Source organism: Micromonospora peucetia, assembly GCF_900091625.1.
Lineage (GTDB): Bacteria > Actinomycetota > Actinomycetes > Mycobacteriales > Micromonosporaceae > Micromonospora > Micromonospora peucetia.
On sequence record NZ_FMIC01000002.1, the window covers coordinates 6,223,540 to 6,244,146 of the forward strand.

General features: G+C 72.7%; 2 protein-coding genes. Both read right to left on the bottom strand.

The window, feature by feature from the left end:
* Positions 1-152: 152 nt before the first annotated feature.
* Positions 153-1,013: a metallophosphoesterase family protein gene (locus tag GA0070608_RS27500; protein WP_091631576.1), complete on the bottom strand. Its 861-nt coding sequence runs from the start codon at positions 1,011-1,013 to the stop codon at positions 153-155.
* Positions 1,014-1,221: 208 nt separating this feature from the next.
* Entirely contained in the window at positions 1,222-20,592 is a 19,371-nt protein-coding gene (locus GA0070608_RS27505; RefSeq protein ID WP_091631581.1) for a type I polyketide synthase, read from the bottom strand.
* Between the last annotated feature and the right edge of the window lie 15 nt (positions 20,593-20,607).

Sequence of the window (20,607 nt, forward strand, 5' to 3'; positions counted from 1 at the left end):
ACCGTCCTGCCGACACATGCCCGCCACCGTGACTGGACGGTACTGAGCGCCAATGTCGTGCCCAACCCCTAGAGAACCCCTGATCGGCCGGCCCGCAAGGGCCGCCGCGGCGGGCCCGGGAAGGGACCTGCGACCGGCATCGCGACGGACGGTCAGGCGGGCTGGCCGGCGGTCGCCGGCAGGATGCGGCGCAGCTGTCCCGGAGGCGTCGACCGGCGACGCCACTCCCGTGGGTAGCCCACCGAGACCTCCTCGAACCGAACCCCGTCGTACCAGGTGGTGCGCGGGATGTGCAGGTGGCCGTAGACGGCGACGCGGGCGTCGAAACGGACGTGCCAGTCCGCGGTGGCCTCGGTGCCGCACCATTGCGCGAACTCCGGGTACCGGAGGATCCGGGTGGGCTCACGGACCAGCGGGAAGTGGTTGATCAGAACGGTGGGGAGCCCGCCCCGTTCCGCGGTGAGCCGGCGCTCGGTCAGGGCCAGCCGCGCCCGGCACCAGGCGTCCCGCGTCGGGTACGGGTCCGGATGCAGCAGGATCTCGTCGGTACAGACCACACCGACCTCGTGGGCCCGCGCCAGGGCCTGCTCCCGGGTGTACGTCCCGGCTGGCCGGAAGGTGTAGTCGTAGAGCAGGAACAGCGAAGCGATCAGGACCGGGTCGTCTCCCTGCGGGTCCCAGACCGGGTACGGATCCTCCGGGGTGACCACCCCGAGACCACGACACAGCTCCACCAGGTGCTGGTAACGCGCGTCGCCCCGCAGTTGCACCGGGTCCTCGCGGGGAGTCCAGAGCTCGTGGTTGCCGGGAGCCCAGATCACCTTGGCGAAGCGGCGGCTGAGCAGTCCCAGGGCCCACTCGATGTCGCTGGCGAACTCTCCGACGTCACCGGCGACGATGAGCCAGTCGCCGTCCCGCTCCGGCCGCAGCCGTTCGACGATGGCCTTGTTCTCCGCGTGGACCACGTGCAGGTCACTGATGGCGAGCAACTGAGGCAGGCCGGATCCGGCCATGCGGACCTCCCGTCCATCCGGGGCACCGCACGCACCCACATCCGTACCGTTCGGCTGCCGGCGGGCAGGGCGATACGGCCTGACGGCTCCGACCCTATGGAGCCGGGCCCGCACAGGCACACCCCTAACAGGCTCCACGGACCCCTAGCTGGGGCGGCGACCTGGCCGATGTCGGCCAGGTCGCGGTGCCCCGCCGCCTGCCGTACGGTCAGGACTTGCCGAACTCCCGCTGGATGATGTCGAAGAGTTCGTCCCGGCTCGCCGACTCCAACTCCTCCCCGGCCGCCGGCATCGGTGTGGTGGCGGGTCGTCCCCGCCACCTGGCCACCAGGTCCTCCAGCCGGCCGATGACCGCCTCGTCGACCTGGTCGCCCGGCAGCCCGCCGAGGAGTTCGTCGAGGCGCTCGATCTCCGCCACGATCGGCAGGGCCGGCTGCTCTGGCGCCAGCTCGGTCCGCAGGTGGCCGGCGAGCGCGTTCGGCGTGGGATGGTCGAAGACGAGGGTGGCGGGCAGCCCGATCCCCGTCTCGGCGGTCAACCGGTTGCGCAACTCGACGGCGGTGAGGGAGTCGAAGCCCAGTTCGAGGAAGCCACGGGCGGGTCTGATGCCGCTCGGCGTGGCGTGCCCCAGCACCGCCGCCGCGGTGCCGCGGACCAGGTCGAGCAGGATGCGGTCGCGCTCCGACTCGGAGGCGGCGGCCAGCCGCTCCCGCAGCGCCGACGCCGTGCCACGGTCTTCGCCGCTCGGCGTCTGCTCGCCCTGCGCCGACTGTGCTTCGGGGATCTCGACGAACAACCGACTCGGACGCAACGCCGTGAACGACGACACAAACCGATCCCACCGCACATCCGCCACCACCACCTCACCCACACCCTCATCCAACGCCCGCTGCAACGCCACCACCGCCAACTCCGGCACCATCCCCGGCAACCCCCGCCGACTCAACTGCTCCCCCGCCACCCCCACCGCCATACCCGCCTCAGCCCACGGACCCCACGCCACCGACGTCCCCACCAACCCACGACCCCGCCGCGACACCACCAACCCATCCAAAAACGCATTCGCCGCCGCATACCCCACCTGACCCGCCGACCCCCACACCCCCGCAATCGACGAAAACACCACAAACGCATCCAAATCCAAACCAGCCGTCAACTCATCCAACACCACCGCACCACCAACCTTCGCCCGCAACACCTCCTCCACCTCACCCACACCCACCTCACCCAACGGACTCAACTGCACCACACCCGCCGCATGCACCACCCCCCGCAACCGCTCACCACGCCCCACCAAATCCCCCAACAACCCCGCCACCGCACCCCGATCCGACACATCACACGCCACCACCGACACCCGCACCCCCAACCCCTCCAACCGCCCCACCAAATCCCCCACACCCGACGCACCCCCACCCCGCCGACTCACCAACACCACATGCTCCGCACCCACACCCACCGCCCACAACGCCACCCGCGCACCCAACGCCCCCGTACCACCCGTCACCAACACCGTCCCCGACAACCGAAAACCAGAACCAACACCAGCACCAGCACCAGCACCAGCCACCCTGGAAGAAACCCCACGCACCAACCGCCGCACAAACACACCCGACAACCGCAACGCCACCTGATCCTCACCACCACCCGACAACACCCCACACAACCAACCCCACACACCCCCACCCAACAACACCGGCAAATCCACCAACCCACCCCACCGCAACGGCAACTCCAAACCCACCACCCGACCCAAACCCCACACCGCAGCACCCGCGACATCGGACAGCACGTCAGAACCGCCGACCGACACCGCCCCACGCGTCAACCACCACAGCCGACCCGCCCCACCGACATCGGTCAGCGCCTGCGCCACAGCCAACGCCGTCGACACCTCGGCGACCGCCGGAACCGGGGCCGGCTCCCGCGGATCAGCCAGGGACAGCAGGGACACCAGGTCGGCGTCCCGGCCGTCGGTTCCCATCGCCTCCCGTAGCAGTTGCGCCACCACGTGCCGGTCCGCGCCGGTCGGGACCAGCACCGGGATCGCCCGGTCGGCCCGGGCCGCCAGCTCCGCGGCCACCGGGTGGTTCTCCTGCCCCGGCGCCATCAGCAGCAGCCAGGTCCCCGCCAACGTCGCGGAATCCGGCACCACGGCCTTACGCCACGTCGCCTGGTACCGCCAGGAGTCGACGGCGGCCCGCTGCTGCGTCGCCCGCCGCCACCGGGCGAGCCTGGGCAGCAGCGCCGTCGACGACTCGTCCGGGCCCACCGCCAACTCGTCGCCCAGCACACCGAGGTCCCCGGCCTCGACCGCCGCCCAGAACCGCTCGTCGGACGGGGCGTGGACGCTCTCCGGAGCCGAGCCCGGCTGAGGATCCTCCAGCCAGTAGCGCTGCCTGTCGAAGGCGTAGGTGGGCAGCTCGACCACGCGCGGCCGGGCACCGTTCTGGCCGTGGTACGCCGCCCAGTCAACTGGCACACCGGCAGCCCAGAGCTGCCCGACGGCGGTGGTCAGGGCGGTGACGTCAGGCTGGTTGCGGCGCAGCGCGGCGACGTACCGCACGTCGTCGGCGGATTCCGCCTCGGCGGCCATGGCGGTGAGGACCGCGTCCGGGCCGACCTCCAGGAACGTGTCCACACCCTGCTCCCGCAGAGCCAACACACCATCGGCGAAGCGCACCGGCTGCCGCACGTGCCGCACCCAGTATTCCGGATCCACCAACTCCAACGGGTCCGCCACCGCACCCGTCACATTCGACACCACCGCAACCCTCGGCACCCGCCAGTCCAGCCCCGCCACCACCGACCGGAACTCGTCCAGCATCGGGTCCATCAACCGCGAGTGGAACGCGTGACTGACCGACAACTCCTTGACCCGCCACCCCCGCTCACGGCACACCTCGACTACCACGGCCACCTCGCCAGCGGCACCCGACACCACCACCGACGCCGGCCCGTTCACCGCCGCGACGTCCACACCCGCACCCGACGCGTCGATGACCTCCCGCACCACACCCTCGGCCGCACCGACCGCCGCCATCACGCCGCCGCCGGGAAGCGACTGCATCAGGCGACCCCGCGCCGCCACCAACACACACGCATCCGCCAGCGACAACGTCCCCGCCACGTAGGCAGCGGTCACCTCACCGATCGAATGACCCGCCAGGAAGTCCGCCCGCACACCCCACGAGACGAGCAACTCCCACAACGCCACCTCCACCGCGAACAACCCCGCCTGCGCAAACACCGTCTGATCCAACAGTTCCGCTTCAGGCGAGCCAGGCTCGGCGAACATCACGTCACGCAACGCACCTGGCAACAAGCCGTCGAACCGCCCGCACACCTCGTCCAACGCGGAGGCGAACACCGGGAACACGTCGTACAACTCACGCCCCATGCCAGCACGCTGCGAACCCTGACCGGTGAACAACACCGCCCGACGACCCGCCGACACCACACCCGACACCGACGACCGACCCTCGGCAACCGCCGACAACCCCGCCACCAACTCGTCCACATCCGAGCCCCACGCCACCGCCCGGTGCTCCAACGCCGCCCGGCTCGTGGCCAACGACCACGACACCTCCACCGGCGACACGTCAGGCCGGTCCCGCACGAACGACGCCAACCGGGTCGCCTGACCCGTCAGGCCCCGCTCCGAACGCGCCGACACCACCCACGGCACCGACAACGCCACGGTCGCGCCCCCCACGGACGCCGGGACGAACTCCTTGGCCACAAGTGCGGCGGCGGGCTCAGGCTCACCCGCCGCCACCACCGACTGTGCCGTCGGCACCGCATCGAGCGCTGGCTCCGGCTGCTCCAGGATCACGTGCGCATTGGTGCCGGAGATGCCGAACGACGACACCCCCGCCCGACGCGGACGCCCCACCGCCGGCCACTCACACGCCTCGGTCACCAGTTCCAGAGCACCGGACGACCAGTCCACATGCGATGACGGCTCGCCCACGTGCAGCGACGCCGGCACCGTCCCATGCCACATCGACAGGATCATCTTGATGATGCCCGCCACCCCGGCAGCCGCCTGGGTGTGACCGATGTTCGACTTCACCGAACCGAGGAGCAGGGGCGCAGCGTCGCCACGGCCCTGCCCGTACGTCGCCAGCAACGCCTGCGCCTCGATCGGGTCGCCAAGCCTGGTGCCGGTGCCGTGCGCCTCGACGACGTCCACGTCCCTGGCCGAAAGCCCCGCCGACGCGAGGGCCTGTCGGATCACCCGCTGCTGCGACGGACCATTCGGCGCCGTCAACCCGTTCGACGCGCCGTCCTGGTTCACCGCCGTACCACGCACCACCGCCAACACCCGACGCCCGGCACGCCGCGCATCCGACAACCGCTGCACCAGCAGCACGCCCACGCCCTCGGACCAACCGGTGCCGTCCGCGGCCTCGGAGAACGACTTGCACCGGCCGTCGGCCGACAACCCGCCCTGGATCGAGAATTCGGCGAAGGTGGCCGGGGACGCCATGACGCAGACACCGCCCGCGAGGGCCAGGTCGCACTCCCCCGACCGCAACGCCTGCGCCGCCAGGTGCAACGCCACCAACGACGACGAACACGCCGTGTCCACCGTCACCGCCGGCCCCTCGAACCCGAACGAGTACGACACCCGACCCGACAGCACGCTTGTCGCGTTGCCGGTGAGCAGGTGGCCGCCGACCTCCTGGGCCCGGCCCACCGACCCGCTGGCGTACCCCTGGAAGCTGGCGCCGGCGAAGACACCGACCGCGCCGCCCTTCAGACTGGTCGGATCGATGCCCGCCGACTCGACGGCCTCCCACGACGTCTCCAGCAGCAGCCGCTGCTGCGGGTCCATCGCCAGCGCCTCGCGCGGCGAGATGCCGAAGAACTCGGCGTCGAACTCGGCGGCGTCGTAGACGAAGCCACCCCTGCGGGCGAAGGACGTGTCGGACAGGCCACTGCTGAGGAAGCTGTCCCAGCCCCGGTCGAGGGGGAAGTCGGAGATGCCATCGCGTCCCGTGGAGAGCAGTTGCCACAGCTCGTCCGGCGTTCCGACGCCACCCGGAAGGCGACAGCCCATTCCGACGATCACGATCGGGTCGTCGTCCACGGCGGTGGTCCTGCGGTCGGCCGGCGCGTCACCCGGGGCGCCGAGCACGGTCGCCCGGATGAAGGCGACGAGGGCGGCCGGCGTCGGGTGGTCGAAGACGAGGGTGGAGGGCAGTGCGAGACCCGTCTCGGCGGTCAGCCGGTTACGCAGTTCGACGGCGGTGAGCGAGTCGAAGCCGAGGCGCTGGAACGCCCGGTCCGGTGGCACCGCCTCCACGGTGGCGTGCCCGAGCACCGCTGCCACCTGGGATCGTACGAGGTCCAGAAGCGACGCCTCGACCTCCGGCGGCGTCAGGGCCGTGAGCCGCTCGCGGAGTGCGAAGGCCTGGTCGGTGGGGCCAGGCTCGGTGCGGGCCGCTGCCTCGATCGCCGACTGTGCTTCGGGGATCTCGACGAACAACCGACTCGGACGCAACGCCGTGAACGACGACACAAACCGATCCCACCGCACATCCGCCACCACCACCTCACCCACACCCTCATCCAACGCCCGCTGCAACGCCACCACCGCCAACTCCGGCACCATCCCCGGCAACCCCCGCCGACTCAACTGCTCCCCCGCCACCCCCACCGCCATACCCGCCTCAGCCCACGGACCCCACGCCACCGACGTCCCCACCAACCCACGACCCCGCCGCGACACCACCAACCCATCCAAAAACGCATTCGCCGCCGCATACCCCACCTGACCCGCCGACCCCCACACCCCCGCAATCGACGAAAACACCACAAACGCATCCAAATCCAAACCAGCCGTCAACTCATCCAACACCACCGCACCACCAACCTTCGCCCGCAACACCTCCTCCACCTCACCCACACCCACCTCACCCAACGGACTCAACTGCACCACACCCGCCGCATGCACCACCCCCCGCAACCGCTCACCACGCCCCACCAAATCCCCCAACAACCCCGCCACCGCACCCCGATCCGACACATCACACGCCACCACCGACACCCGCACCCCCAACCCCTCCAACCGCCCCACCAAATCCCCCACACCCGACGCACCCCCACCCCGCCGACTCACCAACACCACATGCTCCGCACCCACACCCACCGCCCACAACGCCACCCGCGCACCCAACGCCCCCGTACCACCCGTCACCAACACCGTCCCCGACAACCGAAAACCAGCACCAACACCAGCCACCCTGGAAGAAACCCCACGCACCAACCGCCGCACAAACACACCCGACAACCGCAACGCCACCTGATCCTCACCACCACCCGACAACACCCCACACAACCAACCCCACACACCCCCACCCAACAACACCGGCAAATCCACCAACCCACCCCACCGCAACGGCAACTCCAAACCCACCACCCGACCCAAACCCCACACCGCAGCACCCGCGGTCAGGTCGGTCAGGGGCTCGGAGCCGTCCACGGAGACCGCTCCCCGGGTCAGCCACCACAGCCGCCCCTGGACCTCGGTGACCGCCAGCGCCTGCGCCACGGCCAGCGCCTCCACGACGCCCGCCCCGGCCAACGACATCAGCGAGATCAGTCCGGCGACCGGCTCCCGGTTCTCCGCCACGCCGGCCAGCCGGCGCGCGATCTCGTCCCGCTCCAGCACGTCCAGCACCACCGGGACCACCTCGGCGCCCCGCTCCGCCAGCCCGGCGAGCAACGGGTGGTCCTCCTGGCCGGGGAGCATCAGCACCAACCAGACACCGGTCAGGTTCTCGTCCCCGGCCGCGTCCTGGCGACGCCACACCACCCGGTACCGCCAGGAATCCACGACCGACCGCTGCTGGGCGGCCCGCCGCCACTGCGCGAGCTTCGGCAGGACCGCGCTGAACGGCTCGTCCGCGCCGATGCCCAGTTCGCCGCCGACCAGGTCGGGGTCGCCGGACTCCACGGCCGCCCAGAACCGCCCGTCGAGGGCGTCGTCGTGCGCGTCCCGGCGGGCCGCGGGCGCGGCCTCCGGCCAATACCAGGTGTGCGCGAAGGCGTACGTGGGCAGCTCTACCACGCGCGGCCGGGCACCGGTCTGACCGTGGTACGCCGCCCAGTCCACCGGCACACCCGCCACCCACAACTGTCCCACCGCAGACGTCAGCGTCTCGACCTCCGGCTGATCCCGCCGCGAGGCCGCCACACGCCGCACCCCCGCATCCCCGGCGATCTCCGCCACCATCGCCGTCAACGTCGCGTCCGGACCCACCTCCAGGAACGTGTCGACACCCTGCTCCCGCAGAGCCGCCACCCCGTCGGCGAAACGCACCGCCTGCCGCACATGCCGCACCCAGTACTCCGGATCAACCAGCTCCAGCGGCTCCGCCACCGCGCCGGTCACGTTCGACACGATCGGCACGCGCGGCACCCGCCAGTCCAGCCCCGCCACCACCGACGCGAACTCGTCGAGCATCGGCTCCATCAACCGCGAATGGAACGCGTGACTGACCGACAGCTCCTTGACCCGCCAACCCCGCTCACGGCAGGACGCCACCAGCGACGCCACCGCATCGGCGGCACCCGACACCACCACCGACGCCGGCCCGTTCACCGCCGCCACATCCACCGCCGCACCGGTCACGCCGACCAGTTCGGCGACAGCCTCCTCCGACGCGCCGACCGCCGCCATCACGCCACCGGCGGGCAACGCCTGCATCAACCGACCTCGCGCCGCCACCAGGACACACGCATCGGCGAGGGACAGCATCCCCGCCACGTACGCCGCCGTCACCTCACCGATCGAGTGACCCGCCAGGAAGTCCGCCCGCACACCCCACGACGACAACAGCTCCCACAACGCCACCTCCACCGCGAACAGACCAGCCTGGGCAAAGACCGTCTGATCCAACAGAGCCGCCTCGGCACTGCCCGCCTCGGCGAACACGATCTCCCGCAACCCACCCGGCAGATGCCCATCGAACTGGACGCACACCGTGTCGAAGGACGACGCGAAGACCGGGAATGCCTCGTACAGCTCCCGGCCCATGCCCGCGCGCTGCGAACCCTGACCCGTGAACAACACCGCCCGACGACCCGCCGACACCACATCCGACAACCGGCCCTCGGACACCGCCGACAGGCCCGCAACCAGCTCGTCCGCCGACGAACCCCACACCACCGCACGGTGCTCCAACGCCGCACGCGTCGTCACCAACGACCACGACACATCCGCCACCGCGAGATCGGACCGGTCCCGCACGAACGACGCCAACCGCCCGGCCTGACCCGACAAAGCACGCTCCGAACGGCCCGACACCACCCACGGCACCGGCAACCCCACGACCGCGCCCCCGGACGACGCCGTGGCGGACTCCGGCTCCGCCGCGACCTCGGGGACGGCCTCGGGCTCCGGCTGCTCGATGATGACGTGGGCGTTGGTCCCCGAGATGCCGAACGACGACACACCCGCCCGCCGCGCACGACCCACACCCGGCCACTGCCGGGACTCGGTCACCAGCTCCACCGCACCCGACGACCAGTCCACATGCGACGACGGCGCGTCCACGTGCAGGGTCGCCGGCACCACACCATGCCGCATCGCCAAGATCATCTTGATGATGCCCGCCACCCCGGCAGCCGCCTGCGTGTGACCGATGTTCGACTTCACCGACCCCAACAACAACGGCACATCCCGACCCTGCCCATACGTCGCCAGCAGAGCCTGCGCCTCGATCGGGTCGCCCAGCGTCGTACCCGTACCGTGCGCCTCGACCACGTCCACGTCGGACATCGACAGACCCGCACTCGCAAGGGCCTGCCGGATCACCCGCTGCTGCGACGGACCGTTCGGCGCCGTCAACCCGTTCGACGCGCCGTCCTGGTTCACCGCCGTACCGCGCACCACCGCGAGGACCCGTCGCCCGTCGCGCCGCGCGTCCGACAGCCGCTGCACGACGAGGACGCCGACGCCCTCGCCCCACGCGGTGCCGTCCGCCGACTCGGCGAACGCCTTGCAGCGGCCGTCCGCCGACAGCCCGCCCTGGCGGGAGAACTCGATGAAGGCGCCCGGGGTGGCCATCACGGTGACGCCGCCGGCCAGCGCCAGGTCACACTCCCCCGACCGCAACGCCTGCACCGCCAGGTGCAACGCCACCAACGACGACGAACACGCCGTGTCCACCGTCACCGCCGGCCCCTCGAACCCGAACGAGTACGCCACCCGACCCGACAACACGCTCGCCGAGGCGCCGGTCGCGCCGAACCCGGCGAGCGACTCGCCGGCCTGACGCACGACGGTCTCGTAGTCCTGGCCGTTCGTGCCGGCGAACACCCCGACCCGGCTGCCGCGCAGCGCGAGGGGTTCGATCCGGGCGTCCTCGAACGCCTCCCAGGAGACCTCCAGCAGCAGCCGCTGCTGCGGGTCCATGGCGAGGGCCTCGCGTGGCGAGATGCCGAAGAACTCGGCGTCGAAGCCACCCGCGTCGGCCAGGAATGCTCCCCGCAAGACGTAGGAGTCGGTTCCGGCCAGCGATTCCAGGTCCCAGTGCCGGTTGGTCGGGAAGTCCGACATCGCGTCGACTCCGGCCGTCAGCAGCTCCCAGAGCCCTTCCGGAGACTCGGCGCCGGAGGGGAAACGGCAGCCCATGCCGACGACGACGATCGGGTCGTCGCCCACGACGGGGCCGGCGACGGAGGCGGAAGCGGCAGGCGCCTGCCCACCGGACAGCTCCGCGTGGATGTGCCCGGCGAGGGCCGTCGAGTTCGGATAGTCGAAGGCGAGCGTGCTCGGCAACGTGAGACCGGTGGCCGCGTCGAGCCGATTGCGCAGCTCAACCGCTGCCAGCGACGTGAAGCCGAGGTCCTGGAACGCCCGTTCCGGTGCCACCAGTCCGGCGGATTCGTGGCCCAGCACGGCGGCGACCTCGGCGCGGACGAGTTCACGAAGGGCGCGCAGCTGCTCCGTACCGGACATTCCCGATAGGTGAAGGCGCAGGTCGGCCGCCGGCACGGGCGCGTTGGCGGCTCCCGCCACTCCGGCCTCGGCCAGAAGGTCCCGGACCAGCGGGTCGGGGCGCCGACCGCCGGCGGCGGCCACCCGGGCCCAGTCGATGTCGGCCACCACGAGGTACGTCTCGTCGCGGTCCAGCGCGCGGGCGAGGGCGCGGACGGCCGTCTCCGGTGCCATCGCGCCGAAGCCGGTACGGCTCAGCCGCTGCTCGAACTCACCGGCGCTCACTCCGCCGTCGGCCCACAGGCCCCAGGCGAGCGAGGTCGCCGGCAGCCCTTCCGCGCGACGATGCTGCGCCAGGGCGTCGAGGAAGGCGTTGCCCGGGGCGTAGGTGGCCTGCCCTGCGGCGCCGATGAGACCGGCGAGGGAGGAGAAGAGGACGAAGGCGGACAGGTCCGCGCCCCGGGTCAGTTCGTCCAGGTTGCGCGCGGCGTCGACCTTTGCCCGCAGGGCGGTGGCCAACTGGTCGACGCTCACCGCGTCGACCACGTTGTCGTCGAGGGCGGCAGCGGTGTGCACGACCGCGCTCAGCGGGAGCTCGTCGGGAATCGAGTCGAGCAGTGCCGCGAGCGCGGCCCGGTCGGCCACGTCGCAGGACGCGAGGGTGACCCGGCTGCCGATCCCGGTGAGTTCCTCGGCGAGGGCGACCGCGCCCGGCGCCTCGGCACCTCGCCGGCTGACCAGCAGGAGGTGTTCGGCACCTTCCCCGGCCAAGGCACGGGCGACGTGCCCGCCGAGGGCCCCGGTGCCACCGGTGATCAGCACCGTGCCGCGAGGCGTCCAGGAACGGGGGGCGCCGGTGTCCCGGTACGTCGCCCGGACCAGCCGGCGGGCGTGCCCGCCGTTCTGGCGCAGGGCGACCTCGTCCTCCTGGCCGGAGCCGGCGATCAGCGTCCGGAGCATGCGCACGACGCTCTGGTCCGGTTGCTCGGGGACGTCGACGAGGCCACCCCACCGGTGCGGGTGCTCGGCCCGCAGCACGCTGCCGAAGCCCCACGCCATCGCCTGCGCGGGATCGACGTGCCGGTCCCGGGATCCGACGGAGACCGCGCCGCGGGTGGCGATCCAGAGCCGGGCGGTGATCCCGGCGTCCCCGAACGCCTGCGCGAGGGCGACCGTGCCGGCGAGGCCCGCCGGAACGGAACCGGCCCCGGCGTGCGGCCGGCCGTCGAACGCGAGGAGGGAGAGCACGGGCAGCGTGTCCCCGGCCCGGCCGGCCAACGCCTCGACGAGGTCGTGGGCGATCCGCTTCCGGTCGTACGCGGCGTCGACCTCGACGATCCGCCCGCCGGCGGCGCCGAGGGCAGCCGCCCAGTCAGTCGCCTCCGGGCCCGCGTCGGCCGGTACAACGAGCAGGAAATCGGTCGCCTCGGCGTGGGCGGGGTCGTCCGTGAGCGGCTGCCAGGCCACCCGGTAGCGCCAGGAGTCGAGGGCCGTCTCGGCGTCTCGGCGGCGTCGCCAGGTGGACAGTGCCGGCAGCACGTCCGCGAGCGGGGCGTCGGCGTCGACGGCCAGGCTCTCGGCGAGAGTCGCCAGGTCCTCCGCTTCGATCGCCCGCCAGAAGTCCTCGTCGGCCGTGGTACGCCCGGCGACAGTCGGCCGGTAGGACCGCGTCGCCGCATTGATCCAGTAGCGTCGGTGGTCGAAGGCGTACGTGGGCAGGTCGACCACGCCCGGCCGGGCACCGGTCTGGCCGTGGTATGCCGCCCAGTCGACCGCGACACCAGCGACCCACAGCTGCCCGACGGCCGAGGTGAGCGCGTCGGTCTCCGCCTGGTCCCGCCGCGACGCCGGAATCCGCCGCACCGCACCATCCGCGACGATCTCCGCCACCATGGCGGTGAGGACCGCGTCCGGACCGACCTCCAGGAACGTGTCCACACCCTGATCCCGCAACGCCGCCACACCGTCGGCGAACCGCACCGGCTGCCGCACGTGTCGCACCCAGTAACCCGGGTCGGTGATCTCCCCGGCGTCCGCGACCGCGCCGGTCACGTTCGACACGATCGGGATTCTCGGCGGCTGCCAGTCCAGCCGCGCCACCACCGACGTGAACTCGTCCAGCATCGGGTCCATCAACCGCGAGTGGAACGCGTGACTGACCGAAAGCTCCTTGACCCGCCACCCCCGCTCACGGCAGACCGCCACCACCGAGGCGACCTCACCGCCCGCACCCGACACCACCACCGACGCCGGGCCGTTCACCGCCGCCACGTCGACTGCCGCACCCGAGGCGTCGATGACCTCCCGCACCACACTCTCGGCCGCACCGACCGCCGCCATCACCCCACCGGCCGGCAGCGCCTGCATCAACCGGCCTCGCGCGGAAACCAGGACGCCCGCATCGGAGAGCGACAACATCCCCGCCACGTACGCCGCCGTCACCTCACCAATCGAGTGACCAGCCAGGTAGTCCGCCCGCACACCCCACGACGCGAGCAACTCCCACAACGCCACCTCGACCGCAAACAGACCAGCCTGCGCGAACACCGTCTGATCCAGCAGAGCGGCGTCGACGGATCCCGGCTCGGCGAAGACCACCTCACCCAGAGGACGCGGCAACAAGCCGTCGAACTGGGCACACACCTCGTCGAAGGCCGAGGCGAACACCGGGAACGCGTCGTGCAGCTCCCGACCCATCCCGACGCGCTGCGAACCCTGACCCGTGAACAGCACCGCCCGACGACCCGCCGACACCACACCCGACACCGACGATCGACCCTCGGCAACCGCCGACAGGCCCGCCACCAACTCGTCGACGTCCGAACCCCACACCACCGCCCGGTGCTCCAACGCCGCCCGGGTCGTCGCCAACGACCAGGACACGTCCGCCACCGACAGATCCGAACGATCGCGTACGAACGACGCCAACCGCGCCGCCTGACCCGCCAGACCCCGCTCCGAACGCCCCGACACCACCCACGGCATCGGCAACCCGACAGGCCCGCCGGATGCCGGGACGGACTCCGACTCACCCTGCTCGATGATCACGTGGGCGTTCGTGCCGGAGATGCCGAACGACGACACCCCGGCCCGACGGGCCCGCTCCACCGCCGGCCAGTCCCGCGACTGCGTCACCAACTCGACCGCACCCGACGACCAGTCCACATGCGACGACGGCGCATCCACGTGCAACGACGCCGGCACCGTCCCGTACCGCATCGCCAGGATCATCTTGACGATCCCGGCCACCCCGGCAGCCGCCTGGGTGTGACCGATGTTCGACTTCACCGATCCCAACAGCAGCGCGTCACGGTCGTCGCGGTCCTGCCCGTACGTGGCCAGCAGCGCCTGCGCCTCGATCGGATCACCCAACGTCGTGCCCGTGCCGTGCGCCTCCACCACGTCGACGTCCCCGACACCCAGCCGGGCGTTCGCGAGGGCCTGACGGATCACCCGCTGCTGCGACGGACCGTTCGGCGCCGTCAACCCGTTCGACGCGCCGTCCTGGTTCACCGCCGTACCACGCACCACCGCCAACACCCGACGCCCGGCACGCCGCGCATCCGACAACCGCTGCACCAGCAGCACGCCCACGCCCTCGGACCAACCGGTGCCGTCCGCGGCCTCGGAGAACGACTTGCACCGGCCGTCGGGGGCCATGCCCCGCTGGCGGGAGAAGTCGATGAACGTCTCGGGCGTCGCCATCACGGTGACGCCGCCGGCCAGCGCCAGCTCACACTCCCCCGACCGCAACGCCTGCACCGCCAGGTGCAACGCCACCAACGACGACGAACACGCCGTGTCCACCGTCACCGCCGGCCCCTCGAACCCGAACGAGTACGACACCCGACCCGACAACACGCTGCTGGCCGTGCCGACGCCGAGGTAGCCGTCGAGGGCCTCCGGAACGTCGGCCAGACCGGCGGCGTGGTTGTGGTACATCATTCCGGCGAACACGCCGACCGGACGGCCCCGCAGCGCGAGCGGGTCGATCCGGGCGTCCTCGATCGCCTCCCACGAGGTCTCCAGCAGCAGCCGCTGCTGCGGGTCCATGGCGAGGGCCTCGTGCGGGGAGATCTTGAACAGGGTGGCGTCGAAGTCGCCGGCGTCGGCCAGGAAGCCGCCCTCGCGGGCGTAGCTGCTGCCCCTGCGCGCCCCGGACGGGTCGTACAGGTCGCCGACGTCCCACCCACGGTCGGCGGGGAAGCTGGTGATGCCGTCCCCGCCGGACACCAGGAGGTCCCACAACTGCTCCGGTGAGCGTACGCCGCCGGGATAGCGGCAGCTCATGCCGACGATCGCGATCGGCTCGTCGAGCGCCGCGACGGCAGCGACCGGGACCGGCAGTCGACCGGCGTCGGTCCCGGTCTCGGCGTCCAGGTGGTCGGCCAGGCTCAGCGGGGTCGGGTGGTCGAAGATCAGGGTCGCCGGCAGACGCAGGCCGGTCACCGCGCCCAGCCGGTTGCGCAGCTCCACGGCGGTCAGCGAGTCGAAGCCCAGCTCGGTGAACGGACGTCCGGCCTCGACGGCGGCTGCGTCGGCGTACCCCAGCACCGCCGCGACCTGGTCGAGGACGAGCCGCAGCAGGGCGGCGGCGCGCTCCTCGCGGTCGAGCCCGGCCAGCCGTTCGGTCAGGGCGGCGGTCTCCGCCGGGCCGGACCGCGCGGCCCGGCGTCGGGGCGCGCGGACCAGGCCACGCAGGACCGACGGCAGGGTGCCCGCCTCGGCCTGGGCACGCAGCGCCGGGCCGTCCAGCGCCATCGGCACCGTCGCCGGCAGGCCGGTGAGCAGGGCGGCGTCGAAGAGCGCGAGGCCGTCCGCCTGGGGGATCGGCCGGACGCCCGCGCGGGCCAGCCGGTCGGTGTCGGCCCGGTCGAGGCCGGCGGTCATGCCGCCGCCCGACTCGACCCACGGTCCCCAGGCCAGGGAGAGCGCCGGGAGGCCCGTGGCCCGTCGCCGGTGGGCGAGCGCGTCCAGGAAGGCGTTGGCCGCCGCGTAGTTGGCCTGGCCGGGGCTGCCCGTCACGCCCGCCGCCGAGGAGTAGGTGACGAAGAGTGCGAGGTCGCTGCCAGCGGTCAGCTCGTGCAGGTGCGCGGCGGCGTCCACCTTCGGCCGGAGCACCTCGCCGAGGGACTCGGCGGTGAGCGAGGTCAGGGTGCGGTCGGCCAGCACGCCGGCGGTGTGCACCACGCCGGTCAGCGGGTGCGCCGGATCGACGCGGTCCAGCAGTGCGGCGAGGGCGTCGGAGTCGGCGGCGTCGCACGCCTCGACCCTCGCGGTGGCGCCCAGGTCGGCGAGGTCGGCGAGCAGGTCGGCGGCACCGTCCGCGTCGGCCCCGCGCCTGCTGGTCAGCACCAGGTGGCGGACCCCGTGCCGGGTGACCAGGTGGCGGGCGAGCAGTGCGCCCAGGGCACCGGTGCCGCCGGTGACCAGCACCGTGCCGTCCGGGTCCAGCGACGGCGCCGGTGCGTCGGATTCCGGTGCGGCGACGAGCCGGGGCACCCGGACCACCCCGTCGCGCACCGCCGCCTGCGGCTCGTCGGTGGACAGTAGGCCGACGAGGGCGGACGCGGAACTCTCCCGGTCGTCGACGTCGACGACCAGGAACCGGCCCGGATGCTCGGCCTGCGCGGACCGGAGCAGGCCCCAGACGGCGGCGCCGGCCAGGTCGACGACGTCCGCGTCGTCGGCCACGGCGACGGCACCGCTGGTGAGCACCACCAGCCGGGACCCGCCGGTGTGCCGCTCGGCGGCGAGCCAGCCCTGGAGCACGGCGAGGACCTCGGCGAGCAGGTCGTGGACCGGTCCGGGGCCGGTCGCGGTGGCACCGGCCACCGGGAACACGACGACGTCGGGCACCCCGGCGTCGAACAACGCGTCGAGGTCGGCGTGCCGGACGGCGGCCGGGCCGGACGACAGCGGCACGGGGTGGTCGCCGAGGACCGCCCAGGTCGTGCCGTCGGACGCTCCGGCGCCGCCGGCGTGCCGGGGCCAGTCGAGGCGGAACAGCGAGCGACGCCACGGGGACCCGCCGGAGGTCAGCTCTGCGGCCGGCAGGGGCCGCAGCAGCAGGGACCCGACCCGGGCGACCGGCTCACCGGCGGCGTCCGCGACCAGCATGGTCACCGTGTCCGGGGCGGTGGGGGTCAGCCGTACCCGCAGCGTGTCGGCGCCGTGGGCGGACAGCGTCACGGCCGACCAGGAGAACGGCATTCGAGCCTGGCCGGGGTCGACGATGCCCAGCCCGACCGCCTGCACGGCGGCGTCGAGCAACGCCGGGTGCAACCCGTACCCGCCGGCCTCGTCGGCTGCCGGCTCGGGGAGCGCCACCTCGGCGTACACATCGGCGCCGACCCGCCAGGCGGCGCGCAGCCCCTGGAAGGCCGGGCCGTAGGTGAACCCGGCCTGCGCCGCCCGCCCGGTCAGCTCCGACACGTCCAGGGCGGTGGCACCGGATGGCGGCCAGTCCGCCAGCGCGGTCCCGCCCTCCCCCGGCTCCGGGGTGAGCAGGCCGGTGGCGTGCCGGACCCACAGGTCGTCGGTGCCGGACCGGCGGGCGTGGACCGTCAACTGCCAGGCCTCGCCGCCGGTACGTTCGGCGGCGACCTGCACGTCGACGCCGCCGGTCTCCGGCAGCACCAGCGGCGCCTCCAGGGTCAGCTCGGCGAGCCGGTCGGCGCCGACCTCCGCGCCGGCGCGCAGCGCCATTTCCACGAACCCGGTGCCGGGGAAGAGCAGCACGTCGCGTACGGCGTGCTCGGCCAGCCAGGGCTGGCTCTCCACCGACAGCCGGCCGGTGAGCGTCACCTCGTCACCGTCGGCCGAGCGGAACACCGCGCCGAGCAGTGGGTGGCCGGTCGGGGTCAGTCCGGCGGCGGTCACGTCGGCGGCCTGCGGCAGGGGCAGCAGCCAGTGGCGCTGGCGCTGGAACGCGTACGTCGGCAGGTCGACCGGCACGGGCGGGCCGGCGAACAGGGCGGTCCAGTTCACCGGGACACCCCGGGTCCAGACGGTGCCCGCGGCGGCCAGCGCGGTCGCCGCCTCGTCGGAGTCGGCGCGCAGCACCGGGGCGCACACCGCCTGCTCCGACCCGACGATCTCCTGGGTCAGCGCGGAGAGCACCCCGCCCGGGCCCACCTCGACGTACGCGCCCACCCCGAGCTCCCGCAGGGTGGCCACGGCCGCGTCGAAGCGGACCGTGTCGCGGACGTTACGCAGCCAGTACGCCGGGGAGCGGACCTCGTCCGGGCTGAGCACCGCGCCGGTCACGGTGGAGACCACGGGGATCCGGGGCGCGGCGAAGGTCAACTGCCCGAGCACGTCGGCGAACGCGTCGAGCATCGGATCCATCCGGGCGGAGTGGAACGCGTGGCTGACCCGCAGCCGCTTCGTGTTCCGACCGAGGGCCGAGAAGTGCCCGGCGACCGCCAACACCGCGTCCTCGTCGCCGGAGAGGACGACGGACTCCGGGCCGTTCACGACGGCCAGTTCGGCGCCGGCCGCCTCGGCGGCGGCCAGGTGTCGGCGCACCTCCGCCTCGGTGGCGCGGATGGACACCATCGCGCCACCGGTTGGCAGCGCCTGCATCAGGGTGCCCCGGGCGACGACCAGACGGGCGGCGTCCGGCAGCGACAGCACGCCGGCGACGTGCGCGGCGGCCACCTCACCGACCGAGTGCCCGGTCACGAAGTCCGGCACGACGCCCCAGGACTCGACGAGCCGGTACGCCGCCACCTCGACGGCGAACAGCGCCGCCTGGGCGTAGCCGGTGCGGTCGAGCACGTCGGCGGGACCGTCGAGCACCTCGTTCAGGGGCCGGTCGAGGTGCCGGTCCAGTTCCGCGCGGGCGGCGTCGAAGGCCGCGGCGAAGACCGGGAACGCGGCGTACAACCGCCGGCCCATCCCGGCCCGCTGGGCGCCCTGGCCGGTGCAGAGGACCGCGACGCGGGTGGGGCTGGCGACCCCGCGCCGCACGGACGCCGCCGGTATGCCGTCGGCCAGCGCGCCGAGCCCGGCGACCAGTTCGTCCCGGTCGGCTCCGAGCACCACGGCCCGGTGTTCCAGGGTGGACCTTCCGGCGGCCAGGGCCCGGCCCACCGTGGCGGGCGCGGCGTCGGGGTGGTCGGCCAGCCAGGAGCGCAGCCGGTCCGCCTGGGCGGTGAGGCCGGCCGCACTGCGCGCGGAGACGACCCACGGCAGCGGGTCGGGCCCGGCGACGGTGTCGGCGGCCGGCTGCGGGGCGGGCGCGGCGGCCTCGACGATGACGTGGGCGTTGGTGCCACTGACGCCGAAGGAGGAGATGCCGGCCCGCATCGGCCGGGATCCGCGCGGCCACGGGCGCGGCTCGCGGAGCAGGCTCACGGCGCCGGCCGACCAGTCGACGTGCGGGGACGGCTCGTCGACGTGCAGGGTCCTCGGCAGGACGCCGTGCCGCATCGCCATGACCATCTTGATCACGCCGGCGACCCCGGCCGCGGCCTGGGTGTGCCCGAGGTTGGACTTGATCGAGCCGAGCCACAGGGGCTGGTCGGCGGGCCGGTCCCGGCCGTAGGTGGCGAGCAGCGCCTGCGCCTCGATGGGGTCGCCGAGTCGGGTTCCGGTGCCGTGGGCCTCCACCGCGTCCACGTCGGCCGGGGAGAGCCGGGCGTTTGCCAGTGCCTGACGGATCACCCGCTGTTGCGACGGGCCGTGCGGCGCGGTGAGGCCGTTGGAGGCGCCGTCCTGGTTGACGGCGGTGCCGCGCACCACGGCGAGCACCTGGTGTCCGTTGCGCTGGGCGTCGGAGAGCCGTTCCAGCAGCAGCAGCCCGGCACCCTCGCTCCAGCCGGTGCCGTCCGCGGCTGCCGCGAAGGACTTGCACCGTCCGTCCGGGGAGAGGCCGCGCTGACGGCTGAAGCCGATGAACGTGTCGGGACTGGCCATCACGGTGACGCCGCCGGCCAGCGCGAGGGTGCACTCGCCGGAGCGCAGCGCCTGCGCGGCCAGGTGCAGGGCCACCAGTGAGGAGGAGCAGGCGGTGTCGACGGTCACCGCCGGGCCCTCGAACCCGAACGTGTACGCGATCCGGCCGGAGACGACGCTGCCGTGGTTGCCGGTGCCGACGAACGCCTCGACCTCGTCCGGCACGCCGTTCAGCCGGGACACGTAGTCGTGGTACATCACGCCGGTGAAGACACCGGTCTGGCTGCCCTTGAGCGAGTCGGCGGCGATGCCGGCCCGCTCGACGGCCTCCCAGGCCACCTCCAGCAGCAGGCGCTGCTGCGGGTCCATCGCCAGGGCCTCCCGGGGAGAGATGCCGAAGAACGCCCCGTCGAACTCACCGGCGTCGTGCAGGAAGCCACCCTCGCGGGTGTACGACCGACCGGGCGCGTCCGGGTCGGGGTCGTAGAGGTTCTCCACGTCCCAGCCCCGGTCGGTCGGGAACAGCGTGACGGCGTCGCTGCCGGACTCGACCAGTCGCCACAGCGCCTCCGGGGTGTGCACCCCGCCCGGGTAGCGACAGCTCATCCCCACGATCGCGATGGGCTCGTGGTTCTGCTCATCGACGGCCCTCAGGCGTTCGCTGGTCTCGTGCAGATCAGCGGTGACGCGCTTGAGGTACTCGCGGAGTTTGGCTTCGTTCGCCATCGGTTGATCACCTGT